Origin of the sequence: Xanthomonas hydrangeae, from assembly GCF_032697525.1 — a bacterium.
Taxonomy (GTDB): domain Bacteria; phylum Pseudomonadota; class Gammaproteobacteria; order Xanthomonadales; family Xanthomonadaceae; genus Xanthomonas; species Xanthomonas hydrangeae.
Window position 1 is genome coordinate 58084 of the sequence record NZ_CP103836.1, and the last position, 21427, is coordinate 79510.

17 protein-coding genes and 1 pseudogene are annotated in these 21427 nt (G+C 65.6%); 9 read left to right on the top strand and 9 right to left on the bottom strand.

The window, feature by feature from the left end:
- Nucleotides 1-66 precede the first annotated feature (66 nt).
- From NYR97_RS00230 to NYR97_RS00240, 3 genes are all read left to right on the top strand, one after another.
- Nucleotides 67-801: an SIMPL domain-containing protein gene (locus tag NYR97_RS00230; protein WP_205394312.1), complete on the top strand. Its 735-nt coding sequence runs from the start codon at nucleotides 67-69 to the stop codon at nucleotides 799-801.
- Nucleotides 802-1130: 329 nt separating this feature from the next.
- Nucleotides 1131-4250 carry a TonB-dependent receptor gene (locus tag NYR97_RS00235; protein ID WP_316695916.1) on the top strand — a complete coding sequence of 1040 codons (3120 nt, stop codon included), beginning with the start codon at nucleotides 1131-1133 and terminating at the stop codon, nucleotides 4248-4250.
- Between the two features lie 307 nt (nucleotides 4251-4557).
- Nucleotides 4558-5229 carry an energy transducer TonB gene (locus NYR97_RS00240; RefSeq protein ID WP_425613018.1) on the top strand — a complete coding sequence of 224 codons (672 nt, stop codon included), beginning with the start codon at nucleotides 4558-4560 and terminating at the stop codon, nucleotides 5227-5229.
- A 238-nt stretch (nucleotides 5230-5467) separates the two neighbouring features.
- Here the strand turns inward: NYR97_RS00240 and rlmH are convergent, their stop codons facing one another.
- Complete coding sequence (gene rlmH, locus NYR97_RS00245) at nucleotides 5468-5938, bottom strand: 23S rRNA (pseudouridine(1915)-N(3))-methyltransferase RlmH (protein WP_168957765.1); 471 nt, start codon at nucleotides 5936-5938, stop codon at nucleotides 5468-5470.
- Nucleotides 5939-6059: 121 nt separating this feature from the next.
- On the opposite strand from rlmH, the gene NYR97_RS00250 reads away from it, so the two are divergent.
- Nucleotides 6060-7607: an alkaline phosphatase PhoX gene (locus NYR97_RS00250; RefSeq protein WP_316695919.1), complete on the top strand. Its 1548-nt coding sequence runs from the start codon at nucleotides 6060-6062 to the stop codon at nucleotides 7605-7607.
- A 326-nt stretch (nucleotides 7608-7933) separates the two neighbouring features.
- On the opposite strand, the gene NYR97_RS00255 is transcribed toward NYR97_RS00250, so the two are convergent.
- The 7 genes and pseudogenes from NYR97_RS00255 to NYR97_RS00285 all read right to left on the bottom strand — a co-directional run bounded on the left by NYR97_RS00255 (nucleotide 7934) and on the right by NYR97_RS00285 (nucleotide 15784).
- Nucleotides 7934-9049: a J domain-containing protein gene (locus NYR97_RS00255; RefSeq protein WP_316695920.1), complete on the bottom strand. Its 1116-nt coding sequence runs from the start codon at nucleotides 9047-9049 to the stop codon at nucleotides 7934-7936.
- 12 nt (nucleotides 9050-9061) lie between these two features.
- Entirely contained in the window at nucleotides 9062-9472 is a 411-nt protein-coding gene (gene rsfS / locus NYR97_RS00260; RefSeq protein ID WP_023903364.1) for a ribosome silencing factor, read from the bottom strand.
- 60 nt (nucleotides 9473-9532) lie between these two features.
- Nucleotides 9533-10252 (bottom strand): annotated as a pseudogene (gene nadD, locus NYR97_RS00265) (nicotinate-nucleotide adenylyltransferase); the annotation flags it as partial.
- Nucleotides 10253-10431: 179 nt separating this feature from the next.
- Nucleotides 10432-11460 carry a DNA polymerase III subunit delta gene (holA, locus tag NYR97_RS00270; RefSeq protein ID WP_316695921.1) on the bottom strand — a complete coding sequence of 343 codons (1029 nt, stop codon included), beginning with the start codon at nucleotides 11458-11460 and terminating at the stop codon, nucleotides 10432-10434.
- A 21-nt stretch (nucleotides 11461-11481) separates the two neighbouring features.
- The gene (locus NYR97_RS00275) at nucleotides 11482-12117 is read right to left on the bottom strand and encodes an LPS-assembly lipoprotein LptE (RefSeq protein WP_316695923.1); all 636 of its coding nucleotides are present in this window, start codon (nucleotides 12115-12117) and stop codon (nucleotides 11482-11484) included.
- A gap of 340 nt (nucleotides 12118-12457) precedes the next feature.
- Entirely contained in the window at nucleotides 12458-15100 is a 2643-nt protein-coding gene (gene leuS, locus NYR97_RS00280) for a leucine--tRNA ligase (protein WP_316695924.1), read from the bottom strand.
- Between the two features lie 72 nt (nucleotides 15101-15172).
- A complete protein-coding gene (locus tag NYR97_RS00285; RefSeq protein ID WP_316695926.1) occupies nucleotides 15173-15784 on the bottom strand; it encodes a DUF998 domain-containing protein in 612 nt (203 codons plus the stop codon).
- Nucleotides 15785-16037: 253 nt separating this feature from the next.
- Between NYR97_RS00285 and trxA the strand changes: the two genes are divergently transcribed.
- The 4 genes from trxA to NYR97_RS00305 all read left to right on the top strand — a co-directional run bounded on the left by trxA (nucleotide 16038) and on the right by NYR97_RS00305 (nucleotide 19188).
- Nucleotides 16038-16895, top strand: a complete 858-nt coding sequence (gene trxA / locus NYR97_RS00290; RefSeq protein WP_316695928.1) for a thioredoxin — start codon at nucleotides 16038-16040, stop codon at nucleotides 16893-16895.
- 331 nt (nucleotides 16896-17226) lie between these two features.
- A complete protein-coding gene (locus tag NYR97_RS00295) occupies nucleotides 17227-17676 on the top strand; it encodes a DUF4442 domain-containing protein (protein ID WP_104549671.1) in 450 nt (149 codons plus the stop codon).
- Between the two features lie 171 nt (nucleotides 17677-17847).
- Complete coding sequence (locus NYR97_RS00300) at nucleotides 17848-18087, top strand: DUF378 domain-containing protein (protein ID WP_316695929.1); 240 nt, start codon at nucleotides 17848-17850, stop codon at nucleotides 18085-18087.
- Nucleotides 18088-18279: 192 nt separating this feature from the next.
- Nucleotides 18280-19188, top strand: coding sequence for a peptidylprolyl isomerase (locus tag NYR97_RS00305; RefSeq protein ID WP_316695930.1), 909 nt, complete (start codon nucleotides 18280-18282; stop codon nucleotides 19186-19188).
- 111 nt (nucleotides 19189-19299) lie between these two features.
- Here NYR97_RS00305 and NYR97_RS00310 read toward each other — a convergent pair whose 3' ends face one another.
- Nucleotides 19300-20187 carry a DMT family transporter gene (locus NYR97_RS00310; RefSeq protein ID WP_115040495.1) on the bottom strand — a complete coding sequence of 296 codons (888 nt, stop codon included), beginning with the start codon at nucleotides 20185-20187 and terminating at the stop codon, nucleotides 19300-19302.
- Nucleotides 20188-20357: 170 nt separating this feature from the next.
- Between NYR97_RS00310 and NYR97_RS00315 the strand changes: the two genes are divergently transcribed.
- Nucleotides 20358-21350 carry a LysR substrate-binding domain-containing protein gene (locus NYR97_RS00315; protein ID WP_023903351.1) on the top strand — a complete coding sequence of 331 codons (993 nt, stop codon included), beginning with the start codon at nucleotides 20358-20360 and terminating at the stop codon, nucleotides 21348-21350.
- Nucleotides 21351-21427 lie beyond the last annotated feature (77 nt).

Consider the following 21427-nt stretch of genomic DNA (forward strand, 5'->3'; position numbering starts at 1 on the left):
TCGCGTTCGACTCACAACATGTTCATCGAACTCACAACACGCTCTGCAGACAGACAAGGAGATCTCATGCGTACCACCTTCAAGCCGTTGTTGCTGGCCCTCTCGATCGCTGCCGGAACCGCCATGACCGCCCATGCTCAACCTGCGTCGAGTTACACCATTCCCAACGACGGCACCTTGCTCAATGTGTCGGCCGAAGCGGAAGCCAAGCGCGTGCCGGACATCGCCACGCTGTCTGCCGGCGTGGTCACCCAGGCTGCCGACGGCAACGCCGCCATGCGTCAGAACGCCGAGCAGATGAACAAGGTGCTGGCCGCCGTCAAGGCCGCCGGCATCGCCGACAAGGACGTGCAGACCAGCGGCATCAACCTCAGCCCGCAGTACACCTACAAAGAGAACGAAGCACCCAAGATCAACGGCTACCAGGCCAGCAACACGGTCAACCTCAAGGTCCGCGACATCACCCGCCTGGGCAAGGTGCTCGATGCCCTGGTCGCCCAGGGCGCCAACGACATCAACGGCCCCAGCTTCTCGATCGACCAGCCCGAGCCGGTCTACGACGAAGCGCGCGTGGCCGCACTGAAGAAGGCCCAGGCCCGCGCCGACACCTACGCCAAGTCGCTCGGCCTGAAGGTGCGCCGCATCGTCAGCATCTCCGAAGGCCGCAGCGGCGGCGGCGTGCGCCCGATGATGATGGCCGCCTCGATGCGCTCGGCCAAGGCCGAGATGGACACCCCGGTCGCCCCGGGCGAAAGCACGCTGTCGATCAATCTGGATGTGACCTTCGAGCTGGGTCGCTGAAGAAGCAGAGATGCCGTCACGGACGCGTCCCGCACTGACCTCTTCGGAGGGCAGTGTCGTTTTGTGGACTGCTGTTGCAAAAGCCACCCGCAAACACGTGAAACCGGAGCGTGATACAGGGCGGCAACGTTCTTCCAAAACTTGAATACTTGGCAACTTGCAAGTGCCCCATGCCACACTTTATGGAGATGAATAGGCGCTTTGTTAGGTTTGTGCTTAAAAAAACATGAAATTTAGAGAAATCATTCTTTAAGCAGGCTCTACAGCTCTCTAGCATCGGTTGTCAGCGTACCGTCATATTCGTGATGGCGCTCCTCTGGAGAGAGATGATGACCGGCCACGCCGCTTCGAAGCGCACATTCCATCCCCCCTCGCGTCCTGCACCTTCGCGTGCACGCTATGCGCGCATCAGCGTGCTTGCGCTTGCGCTGAGCGGCGCCGTCGGTGGACTGGTCTCCGGCACTGCCGCCGCGCAGAGCACAACTGCAGGAATCTATGGCAGCGCGCCCGCTGCCGCCGGTGCAACCGTCACGGCGCAAAGCGATACCGGCTTTGCACGCACGGCGACCGTCGACGCCAACGGGCGCTACACCATCGGCAATCTTCCCGTCGGTACCTACACGGTCACCTTGCAACGGGAAGGCCGGGCCGTGGAGACACGCAAGAACATCGCCCTGCGCGTCGGTGCCGGCACCGATGTGTCGTTCGGCGGTGCTGACGCTAGCGATACCGCCACCCTTGGCACGATTACGGTGACCGGCAAGAACATCTCGCCGGTGGATGTGTCCGCCACTGCCTCGCGTATCGTGATTACCGCCGAGCAGTTGCAGCGCTTGCCACTGGCGCGCTCGGGCGAAGCCATCGCATTGTTGTCGCCGGGGGCCGTGCAGGGCAGCGGCTATTTCGGCAATGCGATTTCCTTTGGCGGCGCCGGCGTCACCGAAAACGCCTATTACCTCAACGGCTATCTCACCTCCAATCCGCTCTCCAACATCGGCGGCGTGACCCTGCCGTTCGGTGCCATCGACCAGCAGGAAACCTACACCGGCGGTTACAGCGCCCGTTATGGGCGTTCGGCCGGTGGCGTGCTCAGCCAGGTCGGCAAGCGCGGCACCAACGAGTGGCACTTCGGCGCGCAGGTGCTGTGGCGTCCGAAATCGCTGTCCAGCGACTACAAGAACGTGTTCTATCCCTCGACCACGCCGCCAGACGGTTATGAGTACAGCGACCCGACCCTGCCCGGCACCTTGTACCGCAGCCGCAAGGACGACCAGCTCTGGAACACGGTGTACAGCGTCTACGCTGGTGGGCCGCTGATCGAAGACCGCCTGTTCGTCTTCGTCGCCGCCGAGCAGGAACGCAGCGAAGGCGTGTCGACGGCGCGCCGCGACGACCCGGTGATCGGCCGCAACAACTACCGCATCGACGAGCCGAAGCTCTACGCCAAGATCGACTGGAACATCAACGACAGCAACATCCTCGAACTGACCGGCATCAAGAACAATTACCGCGAAGGCGGCGCCTACAGCGACTTCCTTGGCTACGAAGGCCTCGGCGGCGATGCCGCCGGCGCGTTCGCCGACACCGTCAAGGTCAACGACCGCTACTACATCGGCAAGTACACCAGCTACATCACCGATGACCTCACCCTGAGCGCGACCTACGGTAAGAGCCGCCAGACCGACTTCCGCAATAACCCCAGCACGGCACCCCAACTCAACAACACCAATCTGCAGGACCCGGCAATCACCGGCGGCAGCGAGATCCGCAACAACCAGACCTCCAGCCAGGCACGCGACGGCGAAAACACCACCCGCGGCCTACGGGTCGATCTGGAGTACGTATTGGGCACACACACGCTGACGGCGGGCGTGGACAACATGCACTTCGATGCCAGCAACGAAGGCGTGATCACCACCGGCCCCGGCTATACCTGGAGCTACGGACGCTCCTCGCGCCCCACCTCGCCGATCCGCGCCGGGCTCGGCGTTGGCCCGGCCGGTGGCAATGGTTATTTCGTCAACCAGACCGTGTTCAACACGGCCACCAGCATGTCGGTCGAACAGAAGGCGTATTTCCTTGAAGACAAATGGCAGATCACCGACACGCTACTGCTGACGCTGGGCATTCGCAACGACAAGTTCACCAACTTCAATGACGTTGGCGTCCCCTACGTGCGCAGTGGCGACCAGTGGGCTCCGCGCCTGGGCGTGAGCTGGGACGTGTTCGGCGATTCCTCGCTCAAGGTGTACGGCAACGCCGGCCGTTATTATCTGGCGCTGCCCAACAGCGTGGCGATCCGTGGCGCCTCGCCGTCCACGTTCACCAACGAGTACTTCACCTACAGCGGCATCGATGCACAAGGCAATCCCACTGGCCTGACGCCGGTAGCGGTGGATGCATCGGCAGGCTTTACCTGTTCCGGCAATGTGGTCTCCGCCGGGCTGGAATGCGGCCAAGCCCCGGATGCGGCCGGTATCGCCGCCACCGATCTGAAGTCGATGTACCAGGACGAGTTCATGCTTGGCTTCGACAAGACGCTTGGCGAGAACTGGGTGACTGGTGCCAAGGCCACCTACCGCACGCTGGGCGCCACCATCGACGATGTCTGCGATGCCGACCGGATGCGGACCAAGTTGACCGCGATCGGCGTGGATCCGAGCACCGTCAACGTGCCCGGCTGCATCATCTTCAATCCCGGCGAAACCAACTCTTTCAGCCTGGCCAACCTGGACGGTTCCGGCCGTACGTCGGTGTCGATGTCGCCGTCGGACTGGGGCTTCGACAAGAAGGCCAAGCGCACCTATCTGGCGGTTGACCTGTTCCTGCAACACCCGTTCGACGGCAAATGGGAAGGCCGCATCGACTACACCTGGTCGCGTAACTTCGGCAATACCGAAGGCCAGATCAAGTCCGATATCGGCCAGACCGATGTCTCCAAGACCCAGGATTGGGATGCCGCTGCGCTGATGTGGTATTCCGGCGGCTATCTGGCCAACGATCGCCGGCACCAGATCAAGATCTACGGCTCTTACCAGATCGCACCGGAATGGCTGATCGCAGGCAATATCCGCGTGCTCTCCGGCACGCCGAAGTCCTGCCTGGGCTATGTCAGCATCAACGGCATCAGCGAAGATTCCGACGCTGGCGACCCGATCGGTTATGGCTCCGCTCACCACATCTGCAACGGGCAGCCGTCGCGTCCGGGCGATGCCGGCCGCTTGCCGTGGACCAAGATCGTCGACCTGGGCCTGACCTATCGCCCGGCGTTCGCGGACAACAAGCTGGCCATGACCCTGCAGGCCTTCAACATCTTCAACGAGCGCAAGCCGCTGCAGGTCGATTCCACCTGGGAAGACGGCGCGTTCACGCTGTCGAACACCTACAACATGGGCAGGTTCTTCACCCAGCCCCGCTATGCCATGTTCTCGGTGTCGTACGACTACTGACGCACTCTCCCGTCAGCGTCGTTTCCCCAGCCCCGCAACGGGCTGGGCTTTTCTACCGCGAACGCCCAGCTTCGGCTGGGCGCTTGCATGCCAGTGCTCGTGCGTAACGGTGCCTTGAAAGGCAAGCCGGTCATCGATACCGACATGACGGCGAAATCGCTCCGGCATCCTTCGCAATATGGCGCGTCCCTGGCAGATGCACGCCGTGCTTGTGCAGCCACGCGCGCTGCGGTAAACCTACGCTACCGGATGGTGTACTGCGTCCGGGTCGCGCTGGTACTTTCCGCAGTTCCGTTCGAGGAGGTGGATGATGGTTCGCACGCAATCGCAGGTTTTCCCCCGATCCACAGGCATCGACACCTCGCGCGTTCTGGCGATGAGTACGGCCGTGGCGTTGCATTTGCTGGCCGGTGGGTTGTTGTTGATTCCGCTCTCGTACCGGGCGATTCCGCAGCAGCCCGCACCGAAAGAACGCTGGGTCATGCCCATCACCATCGAGACGCCGCCGCAACCGGTGTTTCCGATCGAGGTGAAGTTCAAGCCGAAGGCAACGCACACACCGCCGACCACGGCGCCGGTGCAGGTGCAGACCCCGGTGGTCAGTGAGCCGGCCGTGGTCGACAGCGCAACGTTCGCCTTACCTGCGGCCTCGGATGCGGTGTCTGACAGCGCACCGGCGATTGCCGCACCCAGCGGCCCGGTCGAGGCAGGCCAGCTGCAGTATCTGAGTTCACCGGCGCCGAGTTACCCGGTGGCAGCACTGCGTGCCGGGCAGAAGGGCACGGTGCTGCTGCGCGTGTTGGTCGGCACCGATGGGCGCCCGGCCGAGGTGAGCGTGCAGACCAGCAGCGGTCATCGTGCGCTCGATCTGGCGGCACGTAGCCAGGTGCTGCGCAACTGGCGCTTCCAGCCGGCGACGCAGAACGGCCAGGCCGTGCAGGCCTACGGTCTGGTGCCGGTGAGTTTTTCGTTGAACTGATGCGTCATCACCTGCGGCGACTCGGATGCCCGGTCGCCGCATGGTCTGGCGTTGCGCAGCCGGCTGCTGCGAGGCCACGGTTTCAGCTGTTGCATGCGCATCATTGCATCGCGCCTTGCGTGCACACGACGACGTGCGGTCTCGCGGATCGGGTTGAGGATGCGCCCGGCTACTCGCCCGCACACCCATCTCGAAAGCGCAGCGGCTACGCGCGGATTCCTGCCGTCGCGCATGCCGATTACGCACGGTGATACGGATGATTGGCCAGCATCGCCGCAGCGCGATACAGCTGCTCGGCGACGATCAGGCGAACCAGCATGTGCGGCAGGGTCAACGGGCCGATCGACCAGCTCTCGCTGGCGGTTTTCAGCACATCGGCGGAGTGACCTTCGGGACCACCGATCAGGAAGGCCAGATCGCGGCCCTGCCCGCGCCAGTGCTCCATGCGTTGGGCGAGCTGCTCCGAACTGAGCGGGCGACCCGGGATATCGAGCGCAACCACGTAGGCGTTCTTGGGCAGCGCGGCGAGCACGCGGCGGCCTTCGTCGTCGGTGGCGCGTTGCGCGTCGCGGCCCTTGCCGCGCAGGCCGGGTTCGATCTCGACCAGCTCCAATGGCATCCAGTGCGAAAGACGTTTCTGATATTCGGCAAAGCCCTGCGCCACCCAGGCCGGTGCGCGCTCGCCGGTAGCGATGAGTCGGCATTTCATCGCGACATGATATCCGCGTCACAGCCTGGGTATCGGAACCGGGTCGATCACAGCGGTGTCATGGTGCGGTTACAGCGGGCATCTAGCGTCGGCGCACTACCCAGCCAGCAGGAGTCGTTCGATGCCGATTTTCGATCCCGCCCGCCGCCAGGTGCTCAAGGGCAGCGCCGCCGTGATGGCCGCCGGTGCGCTTGGCAGCTTGAGCGCACTGCAATCGCGCCAGGCCCAGGCCGCCAACAGCGCCTCGTTGCCGCTGCAGCTTGCCCCGGTGCCCAGCCGGTATGGCCCGCTCGCCCCGGTCGCCGACCAGAGCACCGGGCTGCCGTTGCTGCAGCTGCCGCGTGGTTTCAGCTACCGCTCGTTCGGCTGGAGCGGCGATCGCATGGACGATGGCCAGCCCTGCCCCGACCGTCATGACGGCATGGCCGTGGTCGGCCTGCGTCGGCCCGACTGGCGCCCCGGCAGCGATCCGCTGCGCGGCCTGGAATATGTGCTGATCCGCAACCACGAGCGCGGCGCGACCACCCCGTTCCGCGCACCAGCGATGTACGACACCGGCATCGGCAGCGGCAGCGGCAGCCAACTGGCCGGTGGCGGCACCACCACCTTGAGCTACGGTCGCCGCGGCTGGGGCAGCCTGGAGCCGAGCCTGGGCGGCACGCTGGTCAACTGCGCTGGCGGCCCCACCCCCTGGGGCACCTGGCTGAGCTGCGAAGAGATCAAGACCAATGCGGTGTCCAGCACCGGCCGCAAGCACGGCTACGTGTTCGAAGTGGACCCGGACAGCCAGCGCACCACCGGCCGCCCGCTGGTCGGGCTGGGCCGCTTCAGCCATGAAGCGGTGGCGATCGATCCGCGCACCGGCATCGTCTATCTCACCGAAGACGACCGCAACAAGGCCGGCCTGTATCGCTTCATCCCCAACGACCGTCGCGGCCGCAATGGCTCGCTGGAAAATGGCGGCCGCCTGCAGGCCGCACGCGTGCGTGGGCGGCGCAATGCCGATCTCATCGTCGCCAGCATCGGCCAGCAGTTCCAGCTGGAATGGGTGGATATTTCCGAGCCCGATCTGGATGGCATCGCCGCACCGGCCGGCTTCCCCGATATCGGCGCCAACGACACCCTGAGCGGTCCGTTTGCGCAGGCGTGGGCCGATGGCGCGCTGCGCATGAGCCGTGGCGAAGGCATCTGGTACAGCTACGGCAAACTCTTCATCGTCGACACCAGCACCGGCGTGGATGCGCAGGGCCGCCGCGGTTACGGCAACGGCGCGGTATGGGTGCTGGATCTGTTTACGCAGCGCTTGAGCGCATTGTTCGTCAGCGGCAACCAGCTGGCCGCGCACAACCCGGACAACGTCACCGTCAGCGCGCGCGGTGGCGTGGTGCTATGCGAAGACGGCGGGGAGAGTCCGGACGAATATGGTCCCGGCGCGCGCCTGCTCGGGCTCACCCGTGGCGGCGAATCGTTCTATCTGGCCAAGAACAACGTACAGCTGACCTCGCAACAGATCGCCGATGCCGGCAAGACCATTGCCGAGGGCGATTACCGCGATACCGAGTTCTGCGGCGCCTGCTGGGACCCGCTGGCGCGCACCTTGTTCGTCAACATCCAGACGCCGGGCATCACGCTGGCGATCACCGGGCCGTGGGAGCGCGGGCCGTTGTAGGCGGTCCTTGCCAGACAAACGGCCGACGCCGCTGCCGGACGGACCGTCGTTCGCTCGGCAGTTTTCCATGATGCCGGAGCAGGCCTCACGCGGCCGGCAGAGACAACCTGCGCGAATGCAGATCTGCGGGAATACGGGCGCTCGAAGCATCACGCCCTAGCTGCAGGACAGCTGCGCGCTCACCACTAGCGGTCGCTGCGACGCAAACGCGACGACTGCGGCCGCTCGCTCCATGTGCACGGCTGGCACCACCGCCTGATGAACCGCTCAGCGGCGTGCGCTTTCAGTCGAGCGTGCAGGCAGCGCGCGAGTCGTGGGCCTGCGTGTCAGAACCAGGGCGCGTCTTGCGCGCTCGACATGGCGCGCTGCAATTTCAGCCAGCGCTTGAGCGAGTGCGGGTCGGCCAGTTCGCGCAGGCCCTGCCGCGCTTCCATCAGATCGTCTTCGACGTCGCGCTTGAGTTGGGCCATCAATCTACCCAGTCGCTCGGGCTTGAGCCGCGACGGCAGGTCCAGAGCATACTCTGCGCAAAAGTTCTCCGACTGCTCCTGCACCCGCTGTTGCAACTCCCTGCACTGCCGGTCCAGTTCGCGGTTGTAATCCTGCAGCCGCGCCGCGCTCATCGCATCCACACCTTGCGCGTCCAGCAGGCCGATCTCGGCCTGCAGTTCGAGCAGGCCGAGCAGATCGCCGGCCTTGTAAGCCGCATTGAGCCGTTGCATCAGGATGGTGCGCGAGGCGTGGTCGTCGGGGTCCTTGGCGCGGTCCGGATGCAGATTGCCGGCCAGTTTGCGATACAACTCGCGCAACGGTGGCGGCTCGGCATTCCCGGCAACCGCTTTTTTTTCGGCACGCTTGCGGCGCTGGGCGTTGCGCTGCTGTTGTTGCGCGTGTTCCTGCTCGAGACGCTCGCTGACGCGTTCGAAGAGTTCTTCGGGCGAATCGATGCCGTCCAGTTCGTCGGCATCCAGCCCATAGGCCTGGCCGAGAATCTGCTTCATCAGTGCATCGGATTCGGCCACTTCCTGGTCGTAGCCCATGACACTGTGGCGATCGTAGATCGGCCGCAATGCTTCATGTCCCGCTTCGATCAGCGGGCCGGCGATATCGCACAGCAGCTCTGACAGAAACGCACGCTCGGCCTTGCTCAGCTTGACCGTGGCATGCGCGCGATCGAGCTCTTCGACCAGCGCCACATCGGCCGCGCGCCGATGATCGAGCAAGGGCTGCAGCTCGGTGTGATAGCGCTCGCGCCAACGCGTGAGCGCCGTTTGCCAGGCCTGCAGTTCGTTGCGATGACGCTCCAGATCGCGCAGCAAGCGGTCGAAGCGTTTGCGCGCCGGCGACAACGGCTGCGCGGCGGCCTGCGCCGGCTGGCTGCGCAGTTGCTGCAGCGCCGGCGAGGCAGGTGTCTCCGTCTGGGCTTGGGATTTTCTCGCCATGCCGTGGGTCAGTTACGCCTCGGGATCGGCATCCACATCGTCCGGACGCTGGTCGCCTACGGTCCACAGGCGCTCCAACGCGTAAAACTCGCGCACGCGCGGCAGCATCACGTGTACCACCACATCGCCCAGGTCGACCAGCACCCATTCGGCTTCGCGCTCGCCTTCCACGCCCAGGGGCATCACGTCCAGACGCTTGGCGAACTTCACCACTTCTTCGGCGATCGACTTGACGTGGCGGGTCGAGGTGCCCGAGGCAACCACCATGTAATCGCAGACGCTGGACTTGCCACGCACATCGATTTCGACCACGTCCTTGGCTTTCAGCTCCTCCACGGCCTCGCGCACGGTGGCCAGCAGGGCCGGCACGGACGGCGGCGGGTTCGGAATGGAGGTCTTGATGACTTGGGCTTGGGTGGTCAAAGCGGGCAACTCGATGGAATTCGCGTGAATTATAGGCCGGTCCGGCCGGATGCGTGTTGAGCTAGACGGCTGCGCGCTGCCGTAAGGGCATTCGCGCGCGATAAACGCTGCCACCGACGGCGGCACCAGCGCCTGCCAGTCGCCGCCGGTGGCGATGCGCGAACGCACCGCGCTGGCCGACTCGCCGCGCAACGGTTGATGCAACCGCCACAGGCGGCCGGCCGGGGTGGTGCCCAGTTCGCCAGCGCTGGCAGCCCATCTGCCCTGCACCGCCTGGGCAAGCTGCGGCACATCTGCCAGATCCAGCGGCACGCCTGGACGCTCGGCAACGACGAAATGCGCCAGCTCGAACAGCGCCTCCCACCGATGCCAGCTGCTCAGGCCGACAAAGGCATCGGCGCCCAGCAACCAGGCGATCGGCGTCGCAGTGCCGAGTTCGGCGCGCAGTTCGCGCAAGGTATCGACGGTATAGGACGGTGCGCCACCCTGGCTGGCGCGGCGTAGCTCGCGGGTGTCCAGCACCAGCCCGGGCGTGTCGGCGAGCGCCAGTTCCAGCATGCGTGCGCGCTGCGCCGCAGTGGCGCCGGGTGCGGGGCGATGCGGCGGGTCGGCGGCTGGCACCAGATGCACGAGGGCGCCCAGTTCGTCGCGCGCGGCGCAGGCGATGGCGAGGTGGCCCAGGTGGATCGGATCGAAGGTGCCGCCGTAGTAGAGGTGGAGCCGGGATGGGGGATGGGGGATTGGGGATTCGGGGTGAAGCTGGGAATCGGAAATCGGGATTGGAGATTCGAAAAAGCGGGCATCCAGCGCTGGGGACTGCGAATCGAGGTTCGGTGAGATGGGAACAGCGAAAGCCTCAATCGCAGTCGCCTGCGTATCCTGGCTTGGGATTGCGCTGTTCTGAAGCTCCCGGTTCTCGGTCTCGACCTTCTGGTCTCCAGTTCCGGCATCCACCGCTTTCACGCCAGCAATCTCACCGCACGCGCTTCGGCCACAGCCACCAGCAGGCGTTCCAGGCCGACCCAGGCGTCGCCGTCGGCGCGGCCTTTGGCCATGCGATCGACCAGCCCGGCTTCGGCGACGAAGCGTTCCCAGCGGCGCGGTTCCGGGTGCCGTTGCAGCGCGCGCTTGAACGGGGCCTGGCGCGATTCCCACAGCCCTTGCGCCTTCATTTCGGCGGCGAGGTTGCCGCCATTTGCCTGCACTTTCGCCAGCGATGCGGTGCGCAGCAGTTCCTTGATCAGGATCGGCATCAGTGCAGCCACCGCCTCACCCTCGGCGCGCAGGCCGGCGAGCATGCGGATCACCGCCGTCGGCTGCCCGGAGAAGGTGGTTTCGGCCAGCCGGAACACGTCGTAGCGGGCGGCATCGGCGACCAGCGACTCCATCGCCTCCAGGTCCAGCACCCTGCCATCGGCCAGCAGCACCAGCTTGTCGATTTCCTGCGCGGCGGCGAGCAGATTCCCCTCCACCCGCTCGCTCAGGCGCTGCACTGCGGCAGCGTCCGCACGCAGGCCGTGGCTGCGCAGGCGGCGCTCGATCCAGTCGGACAATTCGTGCGGCTTGATCGCCCAGGCCACCGAGATGGTGCCGATGCGGCCGACCGCATCGGCCCACTTGCCCTGGTGCGCCTTGCTCCAGTCGTTGGCGGTGATCAGCAGCACCACGTCCGGCGGCGGATTGGCGCAGAAGCGGGTGATGACATCGGCACCGTCCTTGCCCGGCTTGCCGCTGGGCAGGCGTATTTCCACCAGCCGGCGCGGACTGAACAGACTGGGCGCGTTGAAGGTCGCATCCAGCTGGTTCCAGTCGAACTCGCGGCCATCGGCGTCGAAGACTTCGCGTTCGCTAATGCCTTCGGCACGCGCTCGGGCGCGCACCGCATCGGCCGCCTCCAGCACGCGCAGCGTCTCGGGGCCGGCGATCAGATAGACCGGCTGCAACGGCTGGTTGGACTGGCCGGCAAGCTGCTCGGGGCGGAGTTCCATGACTGCGAGCGCGCGCGACGCTTAGTTGTTCGACGCAGGCGGCAACGCGGCCGGCACGCTCGACTCAGGCGGGGTCGGCTGCACTGGCGGCGTGGGAGCCTGCGGTAGCGGCGCGGTCGGCGTGCTTTCCAGCGTCTCGCCACGCTGCACGCGCGCGCGCACCACGCTGTCGATACGACGCAGGATCGAGGCCGACATGTCCTTGCGCAACTCGTCGGCAAGGATCTCGCGCTCGGTCGCGGTACCGGTGGCGTCCACCGGCGGCGACACGTAGTCGCGCGACAGCTCGATCACCTGCTGCGGCACCAGCACCGCGCCATTGGCGGTGGTGACGGTGAAGATGGCGGCGTAGCGCAGGCTGTATTCCTGCGCACGGCCCTGGCTGTCGATGGCGATCGGCAGATCGCCCCAGCGCTCGGACAACACCTGCACCTGCGCAAAGCCGGTCTTGGCGTCTTCGTCGGCCAGGGTGGCGCCGGCAGCCTTGAGGCCACGCCGCAGCAACTTGGCCAGCTCGCTGTACTGCACTGCAGACTGCACCTTGACCGCTGGCGTGTCCGGCGGCAACGCCAGCGAATTGCGCAGATGGAAGCCGCAGGCGGTGAGGCTCGAGACGAGCACGAGGGACGCAGCGAAGGCAGTAGGAAATCGAATCATGGGCACAGTCTGGATGAGCGCCCCGGCGGCGGCAACAGGCGGCTAGCCTGACCGACACCGCGTGAATGGGGCTTGAGAGGCGCCGCAGTAAAACTGCGGCGCCCAGGATGAAAAACGCGTCGCCACGCGCCAGTGAAATGAATGACCAGAAGCCACCCCAGCAATCTCACCGGCGCGTCGTCACGCGCCGGTGCAGTGAATTGACCAAGACCGCTGCGGCAACCACCACACGCCTGTGTAACACATTGCCAAATTGCCGCAGCAGCCTTGCAACCGCGTTGCCACGCCGAGCCGGCGAACTACCCGGAACGGCGATGGCAACGCGACCGATCAACAACGATCACCCCGCCACGATGTTCACGATCTTGCCGGGCACGATGATGATCTTGCGCACGCTCATCCCTTCCAGGAACTTGGCCGCGTTCGGCTCGGCCTGCGCCAGCGCTTCGAGTTGCTCGCGCCCGGCATCGGCAGCCACCTCGATGGTGCCGCGCAGCTTGCCGTTGATCTGCACCGCCAGGGTTAGCGCGTCGCGCACCAGCGCGGCGGCATCGACCTGCGGAAACGCGACATCTTCCAGCAACGTTTCGCCACGGCCCAGCACCTGCCACAGCGCGTGGCTGGCATGCGGGGTAATCGGGTTGAGCAGCAGCACCATCGCCTCCAACGCTTCCTGGCGCACCGCCCTGCCCTGGTCGCTGGCGTCGTCGAACTTGGCCAGCGCGTTAGAGAGCTCCATCACCGCGGCAATGGCGGTATTGAAGCTGTGGCGGCGGCCGTAGTCGTCGCTGACCTTGCCGATGGTTTCGTGGGTCTTGCGGCGGATCGCCTTCTGCTCGGCGCTCAGGCTGGCAGCATCCAATGCAGCGGCGGCGCCCTCGCCTACATGCTTGTGCACCTGCACCCACAGCCGGCGCATGAAGCGTGCCATGCCGTCGACGCCGGCCTCGTTCCATTCCAGCGACTGCTCCGGCGGTGCGGCGAACATCGAGAACAGGCGCACGGTGTCGGCGCCGTACTTGGCCACCATCGACTGCGGGTCCACGCCGTTGTTCTTGGACTTGGACATCTTCTCGGTGCCGCCGATATGCACCGGCTGGCCGTCGGCGATCAACACCGCGCCGGTGACGCGGCCGCGCTCATCGCGCTGGATCTCGACATCGGCCGGGTTGATCCAATCCTTGCCGCCGTTGTCGGCATCGCGATAGAAGGTGTCGGCGATGACCATGCCCTGGGTCAGCAGGTTGGTCACCGGCTCGTCGCTGTCCACCAGCCGCGCGTCGCGCATGAGCTTGTGATAGAAGCGGAAATACATCAGGTGCAGGATCGCGTGCTCGATGCCGCCCACATACAGGTCGGCCGGCATCCAGTAATTGGCGCGGCGGTCGACCATGTCGCGTGCATTGGGGCTGGTGTAGCGCGCCACGTACCAGCTGGACTCCATGAAGGTGTCGAAGGTATCGGTCTCGCGCTCGGCCGGGCCGCCGCACTCCGGGCAGGTGGTCTGGCGCCAGGTGGGGTCGGTCTTGATCGGCGAACCAGTGCCGGCAAATTCCACGTTTTCCGGCAGCACCACCGGCAGCTGGTCTTCCGGCACCGGCACCGCGCCGCACTTGGCGCAATAGATCACCGGAATCGGGCAACCCCAGTAGCGCTGGCGGCTCACGCCCCAGTCGCGCAGGCGATAGTTGACCCGGCGCTGGCCCTGGCCCTTGCGCTCGAAGCGCTCGGCCAGCGCTTCGAAGGCGCCGCCGAAATCCAGCCCGTCGAATTCGGCCGAATTGATCAGCTCCAGTTCGCGGCTCTTGTCGGTGTACCAGTCGCGCCACTGGGTGGCGTCCCAGGTCTGCTCGTCGTCATTGCGCGGCTCGCGCAGCTTGACCACCTGCACGATCGGCAGAGCGTACTTGTTGGCGAATTCGAAATCGCGCTGGTCGTGACCCGGCACGGCCATCACTGCGCCGGTGCCGTAGCCCATCAGCACGAAGTTGGCCACCCACACCGGCACCTGCTCGCCGCTGATCGGATGCACCGCGGTCAGGCCGGTGGCCATGCCGCGTTTTTCCTGGGTTTCCAGTTCGGCTTCGGAGACGCCGCCGTGCTTGAGCGTTTCCAGCAGCGCGGCCAGTTCCGGATTGGATTTGGCCGCATGCAGCGCCAGCGGGTGCTCGGCGGCGATCGACACGAAGGTCACGCCCATCAGCGTGTCCGGGCGGGTGGTGAACACGCGCAGCGGATCCAGCGCAGCGCCATTGGTGTCGCGCACGTCGAACTGGATCTCCAGCCCTTCCGAACGGCCGATCCAATTGCGCTGCATGGTCTTGACCGAATCCGGCCAGCCGTCCAGCTGATCCAGGCCGTCGAGCAGTTCCTGCGCGTAATCGGTGATGCGCAGGAACCACTGCGGGATCTCGCGTTTTTCCACCAATGCACCGGAGCGCCAGCCGCGGCCGTCGATGACCTGCTCGTTGGCCAGCACGGTCTGATCGATCGGGTCCCAGTTCACCACCGCATTGCGGCGGTAGGCCAGGCCCTTGCGCATCAGCCGGGTGAACATGCGCTGCTCGTGCACGTAATAGTCCGGCGAGCAGGTGGCGAACTCGCGCGACCAGTCAATCGCATAGCCCAGCGACTTGAGCTGCCCGCGCATGTGTTCGATGTTGGCGTAGGTCCACTTGGCCGGCGCGGTCTTGTTCTTTATCGCGGCGTTTTCCGCCGGCAACCCGAACGCGTCCCAGCCCATCGGCTGCATCACGTTGTGGCCGGTCATGCGCTTGTAGCGGCTGACCACATCGGAAATGGTGTAGTTGCGCACATGGCCCATATGCAGCGCACCGGACGGGTACGGCAGCATCGACAGGCAATAGAACTTCGGCTTGTCCGAGTTCTCATCGACCTGAAAGGCGCGGGTGGCATCCCAGAACTGCTGGGCGGAGGTTTCGACCTGCTGCGGGTCGTAGACGTTCGGTTCGACGGTGGACATTGGGAGCGGATGCTCGGGCGGTGCAAAGCGGCACAGGGTACCGCAGTGCAGCAGGCGCTCCAAACGCGCGCGTCAGAAGGCGGCTTTGGCCGGCCAGCTCCAGCCGGCAACCGCCAGCCAGCCTACCCAGGCCAGGAACGCCACACGCTGGGCGATTGCCTGGCGCAGCAACCCCGGCGGCCCGAATGCCAGCACCGCCACCAGCAGCCCGGCGCCCAGACTTAGCAACGCCAGCGCGCGGGTATCGGACTGGTTGAGCAGCGCGGCGGCGATCAACAGCATGGCCGGCACGAACGCCACCGCCCATAGCAGCCAGGCGGTGGCGTGGGCCTGGCTGGCGCGGCCATCCAGGTCGGCGGGATCCAGCGGCAGCAGACCCATGCCCAGGAACGCCAAACCTGCCAGCACGATCAACTGCCCGCCCACGCGCAGGCTCCAGCCGGACTTGGCCGGCATGCGCGCCAGCAGACTGATGCCGGTGGCCATGCCCAACCCACCCACCAGCGCGAACGCCAGCAGATTGAAGCCCAGCGCGTGCGGAACGCCGTCTGCGCCCAATAACGCCACCGGGTGGCTGGCCTGCAGATAGCCGGGCAATGCCAGCCCGAAGCCGGCCACCGCCAGCACGAACACAGTTGCCGCGATCAGGCCCAGGGTGCGCTGCATGCCATCGATGCTCGCCATTCGTCTTGCTCCAACGCGGGCGCAGGTTGCGCCGCCATGACGCGGCATTGTGGTGCCGGGGGCGGGTGGCGTGAACCCCTTGTCTGATCCCGGCTGGCGTGATTGCTGGCGGCCTGGTCGTCGCCGGCCTCGGCCGGCCTTGTCATGACCGGCCTGGCGATAACCGCCGGTTGGCCCGATCCCGGCCAGCCTTGTGTCGGCCGGGTTTGCCACCATTACGTCCCACTGTTGCCGTCATCTTTTCAGGAAGCCCATGTCCGACAAGCCGCACGTATTCGATGCCACCACCGACACCTTCGAGACCGAGGTCCTGCAGAAATCGTTGACGACACCGGTACTGGTGGATTTCTGGGCCACCTGGTGCGGCCCGTGCAAGTCGCTGACGCCGATCCTGGAAAAGCTCGCCGCCGACTACAACGGTGCGTTCGAGCTGGCCAAGGTCGATGTGGACAAGGAACAGCAGATCGCTGCCGCGTTCCAGATCCGCTCGGTGCCGACGGTCTTCCTGGTCAAGGGCGGCGAGTTGGTGGATGGTTTCCCCGGCGCGATGCCGGAAGGCCAGATCCGCGAATTCCTGACCCAGCACGGCGTGTTGCCGGCCGAGGCGCAGGCGGTCGAAGAACTCCCGCCGGCGCCGCTCGACCCGCAGGACCAGGCCGCCGCGCTGCGCGAGGCGATCGCCGCCGAGCCGGACAAGGACGAACTCAAGCTGGACCTGGCGCTGGCACTGCTCAAGACCGGCGACACCGCCGAGGCCGAGCAGCTGATCGACGCCCTGCCCGCCAACCTGGCCACCGACGACCGCGCGGTGCGTGCCAAGGCGCGGCTGAGCTTTGCCAACGTCCTGAAAGACGCGCCGGATGCGGACGCGCTGCAGGCCGCCGTGGCCGCCAACGGCGCCGACCTGCGTGCGCGCCATCTGCTCGGCGTACGCCATCTGCTCGACGGCAATGACGAAACCGCGCTGGAGCAGTTTCTGGAAATGCTGCGGCAGGACCGCGCCTTCGACGACAACCTGCCGCGCCGCAGTCTGATCGATGCATTCCGCGTGATCGAGGACGAAGACCTGGTCGGCCGCTATCGCCGAAAGATGTCGTCGTTGGTGTTCTGACAGCCGATGGCGCTGCGGCGCCACATGGATACGTAGGAGCGGACCCGGCCGCGACGAGGCGTTACCCGCCAGTCGCCGATAAGGTGTTCCCGGGTAGCGCGCCGTCGCGGCCAGGTCCGCTCCTACGAAGGCTGCCCCGCAACGGCGGGCCCTTGCCCGGGTGTGCACCAAGCGGCGAGGCACAGCGCGCGACTGCTCGGCCGGCGATGACGCGCCGTCTGGACCGGCTCGCAGCACGGACACGACTGCTTCGATGTCGACCTGCGGCACGCCACCATACGCATGCGAATGTTATGCTGAGGTATCTGCCCTTGCCATGGAACCTGGCCGCATGCGCGCTTCACTGTTCAAGCTCGGCATCAACCTGTGGCCGCCGTATCTGTTCGCCGGCATCCACGTCACCGTGCTGTCTGCCGATTACCGCTATGCACGCGTGGAGTTGCGCCAGCGCCCGTGGAATCGCAACTACGTCGGCACCCATTTCGGCGGCAGCCTGTTCGCAATGACCGACCCGTTCTGGATGCTGCTGACCATGCAGAACCTGGGGCGCGACTACTACGTCTGGGACAAGGCCGGCAGCATTGAATTCATCAAACCCGGGCGCGGCACGGTGAGCGCGGATTTCGTCATCGACGACAGCATGCTCGCCGAAGTGCGCCAGGCCACGGCCAGCGGCGAAAAACATCTGCGCTGGTTCGAAAACGACGTGCACAACCGTGCGGGCGAGGTGGTCGCGCGGGTGCGCAAGCAGTTGTACGTCAAGCGCAAACCTGCACGCTGAAGCGCGCATCCACCGCATCACTGGCTGGCGCAAACACACGTACCGGTTCCAGGCGCGTCCGCGCGATGTGATCGTGGCGTGCGCAACACCGTCATCGCAGCGCGCACGCTCACGAGCTGTTGCGCACTGCCTGCAGATTCTGAGGGCTCTCAACCCACATGGACTGCCTGCATGAAAGCGATCAACGTCATCACCCTGGTGCTTCTTATCATCGGCGGCATCAACTGGGGCCTGGTTGGCCTGTTCCAGTTGGATCTGATCGCCACGCTGTTTGGCGGGCAGGACGCGCTGCTGTCGCGTGTGGTTTACACGCTGGTCGGCGTCTCTGCGTTGTGGCAGCTGGTCCCGCTGTTCCGCAACGACCACACCGCGACCGATCACCACACCAGCCCGCACGTGCGTAATTCGTAAGCGTGCATCACCCGGCATGCAGCGTTGAGATGTCGCTGTCAGCCTGCAGCTTTCAATCCGCAATTGCAGTAGGCAACTGATCGATGACACGACGCCGGCACACTCGCCGGCGTCGTGCTGTGTGGCGCACGTGCTTTGCGTCTTGGCGCGTGGTCGGCAAGAATCAGTCACCTTCTCCGCTTGGCTGCCTTCATGCTCCTGCGCACCTTAGCTTCCGCCTGCCTGCTCGCGTTGTTGTTGCCCGCTGCCGCCAATGCGGCCTATCGCAGCCCGCAACAGATTCTGGACAGCTCGCCGGCCAGCGCATGGCGTGTGCTCGATCCGGATCGCACGCTGTACATGGAACTGGACGGAGGCCGGGTGATCATCGAATTGGCGCCGCAATTTGCGCCCGCGCATGTGGGCAACATCCACACCCTGGCGCACGAGCGCTTCTGGGACGGGCTGACCATCTATCGCTCGCAGGACAACTTCGTGGTGCAGTTCGGCGACCCGGACGGCGAAACCCCGGCCAAGGCCAAATCGCTGGGCTCGGCGAAGACGCATCTGCCGGCCGAATTCGAACGCGCATCGCAGGGCCTGGATTTCCAGCGCCTGCCCGATAGCGATGGCTGGGCGCCGCAGGTCGGCTTTGTCGATGGCTTTCCGGTCGGGCGCGACAGCGCCAGTGGCAAGACCTGGCTGGCGCATTGCTACGGCACGCTGGGCGCTGGCCGCAACAACGACGAAGACAGCAGCATCGGCGCCGAGTTGTATGTGGTCACCGGGCAGTCGCCGCGCCAGCTGGACCGCAACATCACCGTGGTTGGCCGCGTGGTCAAAGGCATGGAATTATTGAGCGTGACACCGCGTGGCCCGGACCCGATGGGTTTCTACGAAGACCCTGCGCAACGCGCACCGATCCGCGCCATTCGCCTGGCCAGCGAAGTGCCGCTGCCCGAGCGCACGCCATTGCAGTTATTGCGCACCGATAGCCAGACCTTCCGCGATGTGGCCGAAGCGCGCCGCAATCGCAAGGACGATTTCTACAAGCGCCCTGCCGGACATATCGATCTGTGCAATGTGCCGTTGCCGGTGCGCGCGCCGCACGCGGCCGGCTGATTCGGGATTCGGGATTCGGGATTCGGGATTCGGGATTCGGGATTCGGGATTCGGGAAAGCATAGCCAAGCTCAGATATTTTCAGACCTGCGCGCCCGCTTGGCGTGCTCGCTCAGCGGGCGCGCTGACTGAAGGCCACGCTGCCCAGGATCAGCACCGCGGCCACCAGCATGGTCCAGGTCAACGGCTCGCCCAGCAGCGACCACGCCAGTAATGCGCCGAACACCGGCACCAGATAGGTCACCGTGGAGGCCCGCGCCGGGCCGATGCGCTGGATCAACCGGTAATACATCAAAAACGCCAACCCGGTGCACACCACACCGAGTGCGGTGGCGCAGGCCCAGGCCACCGCCGGCACCGGCGTGGTCGGCCACTGCCACCACGCCAGCGGTGCCAGCAGCAAGGCGCTGCAGCCCAGCGTGGATGCCGCCGATGCGGCAGGTGGCAGATCGCCCATATGGCGCTTCACCAGGTTGTAGCCGATGCCGTACAGCAGCGACGCGGTGGCGCCAGCCAGTGCCGCAGGCCCCACGCTCAACCCGGCCGACTTGCCGGTGGCCAACACCAGCACGCCGATGAAACCGATCAGCAACGCCAGCGCGCGACGCGTGCCGATCTTCTCGCCGAAAAACAGAAACGCGATCAATGCGGTGAACAACACCGTCATTGCATTGCAGATCGCACCGACCGCGGCCGGCGCGTGTTGCGCGCCCCAGGCGAACAACAAAAACGGCAATGCCGAGTTGAGCACGCCGATCGCTGCCAGCATCGGCCAGCGCTGCAAGGGGAAGCGCTCGCGCGCCAGCCACAGAAACGGCAACAACACCAACGCACCCAGCGCCAGGCGAATTTCCACCAGCACCACGGTGCCGAACTTCGGCGCGGCTACGCGCATGAACAGGAACGAGCAGCCCCAGACGATGCCGAGGAAACCCAGTTCCAGCGGGGTGCGCCATTCGCGTGTTACCGCTCCCGGCTGTGTCGACGGTTGCGCACTCATGAACGTGCCTCCGGACGCTGCCTTGATGTGCTGAAACCGCAGGAAACAACACCAGGCAGGCAAACGGACATGGCACGATCATCGCGAGGGGGTGATGCAGCATCGGCTGCAACCGCAGGCACGACAAGCGCGTAGTATCGAGGCGAGCCACAAATCTCACTCATGCCTCGATGAATCTGCGTCCGACCCTGTTACCTGCGCTGGGCGTGTTTGTCGCCGCTGCGCGCCACCAGAACTTCGCGCATGCCGCCGAAGAACTGCACCTCACCGCCAGTGCGGTCAGCCACCACGTACGCAAGCTCGAAGCGTTGCTTGGCGCAACCTTGTTCCAGCGGCTGCCGCGCGGGGTCAAGCTCACCGCCGAGGGGCGTCAACTGGCCGATGCCGCCAGTGCCGCGCTCGCAGAAATCGCTGCAGTCGCCGGCAACCTGCATCCACGCGAAGACGCCATCCCGCTGCGCGTGACCACACTGCGTTCGCTATCGTATTGCTGGCTGTTGCCGCGGCTGCCGCGCTTTTGTCGCGCGCACCCGCATATCCGCATGGACCTGCAATCGGACGCGGCGTTTTCGCGCTTCGAAGAAGGTGGCCCGGACCTGGGCATTCGCTATGGCCAGGGCGCATGGCCCGGGTTGACCTCGCATCATCTGATGGACGACGAGTTGTTCCCGGTGGCCTCGCCGTCCTTGCCGGAGGTCGCCGCACTGCGTACACCGGCGCAGATCGCGCAATTGCCACTGCTGAGCGACATGTCGCCGCAAGGCTGGCGCGACTGGTTCCGCGCCGCGCAGGTGCGCGGCACCACGCTGCCGCCGATGCACACCTTCAACGACAGCACCGATGCCATGCGCGCCGCAGTCTATGGCCTGGGCGCAGTGCTGGCGCGCAAGCACATCGCGCAACCATATCTGCAGCGCTACGAACTGGTACGCCTGCCCGGCCCCACCCTCAAGGCACGCTACGCCTACTACATCGTGCACCCCAGCCATCGCGTCCCCAGCCCTGCGGCAACCGCCTTTATCGACTGGCTCAAACGCGAAGCACTGGACGAACGCACGCCGATGCCGGCGCTGCCGGCCGAGTTGGTGACGTTGCCGGAAAGCGAGACCTTGAGTGAGGCGCGTGTGGGTCGACGATCGCGCAAAGCGTCGGCGTCGGAATGAGGTCGCGCAGGAATCGTCTTTGCATACAACACGGCGCGAGCATTCCTTCTGCCTCCGGGACATTGCCTTCTTCATGG

Coding starts and splice junctions, on each gene's coding strand:
- rlmH (WP_168957765.1), bottom strand. CDS start 5,938: ATGAAATGCCGACTCATCGCTACCGGCGAGCGCGCACCGGCCTGGGTG.
- leuS (WP_316695924.1), bottom strand. CDS start 15,100: ATGTCCACCGTCGAACCGAACGTCTACGACCCGCAGCAGGTCGAAACC.
- NYR97_RS00255 (WP_316695920.1), bottom strand. CDS start 9,049: ATGGCGAGAAAATCCCAAGCCCAGACGGAGACACCTGCCTCGCCGGCG.
- NYR97_RS00315 (WP_023903351.1), top strand. CDS start 20,358: ATGAATCTGCGTCCGACCCTGTTACCTGCGCTGGGCGTGTTTGTCGCC.
- NYR97_RS00230 (WP_205394312.1), top strand. CDS start 67: ATGCGTACCACCTTCAAGCCGTTGTTGCTGGCCCTCTCGATCGCTGCC.
- NYR97_RS00250 (WP_316695919.1), top strand. CDS start 6,060: ATGCCGATTTTCGATCCCGCCCGCCGCCAGGTGCTCAAGGGCAGCGCC.
- NYR97_RS00305 (WP_316695930.1), top strand. CDS start 18,280: ATGCTCCTGCGCACCTTAGCTTCCGCCTGCCTGCTCGCGTTGTTGTTG.
- trxA (WP_316695928.1), top strand. CDS start 16,038: ATGTCCGACAAGCCGCACGTATTCGATGCCACCACCGACACCTTCGAG.
- NYR97_RS00235 (WP_316695916.1), top strand. CDS start 1,131: ATGACCGGCCACGCCGCTTCGAAGCGCACATTCCATCCCCCCTCGCGT.
- holA (WP_316695921.1), bottom strand. CDS start 11,460: ATGGAACTCCGCCCCGAGCAGCTTGCCGGCCAGTCCAACCAGCCGTTG.
- NYR97_RS00295 (WP_104549671.1), top strand. CDS start 17,227: ATGCGCGCTTCACTGTTCAAGCTCGGCATCAACCTGTGGCCGCCGTAT.
- NYR97_RS00310 (WP_115040495.1), bottom strand. CDS start 20,187: ATGAGTGCGCAACCGTCGACACAGCCGGGAGCGGTAACACGCGAATGG.
- NYR97_RS00240 (WP_425613018.1), top strand. CDS start 4,558: ATGATGGTTCGCACGCAATCGCAGGTTTTCCCCCGATCCACAGGCATC.
- NYR97_RS00285 (WP_316695926.1), bottom strand. CDS start 15,784: ATGGCGAGCATCGATGGCATGCAGCGCACCCTGGGCCTGATCGCGGCA.
- NYR97_RS00300 (WP_316695929.1), top strand. CDS start 17,848: ATGAAAGCGATCAACGTCATCACCCTGGTGCTTCTTATCATCGGCGGC.
- NYR97_RS00275 (WP_316695923.1), bottom strand. CDS start 12,117: ATGATTCGATTTCCTACTGCCTTCGCTGCGTCCCTCGTGCTCGTCTCG.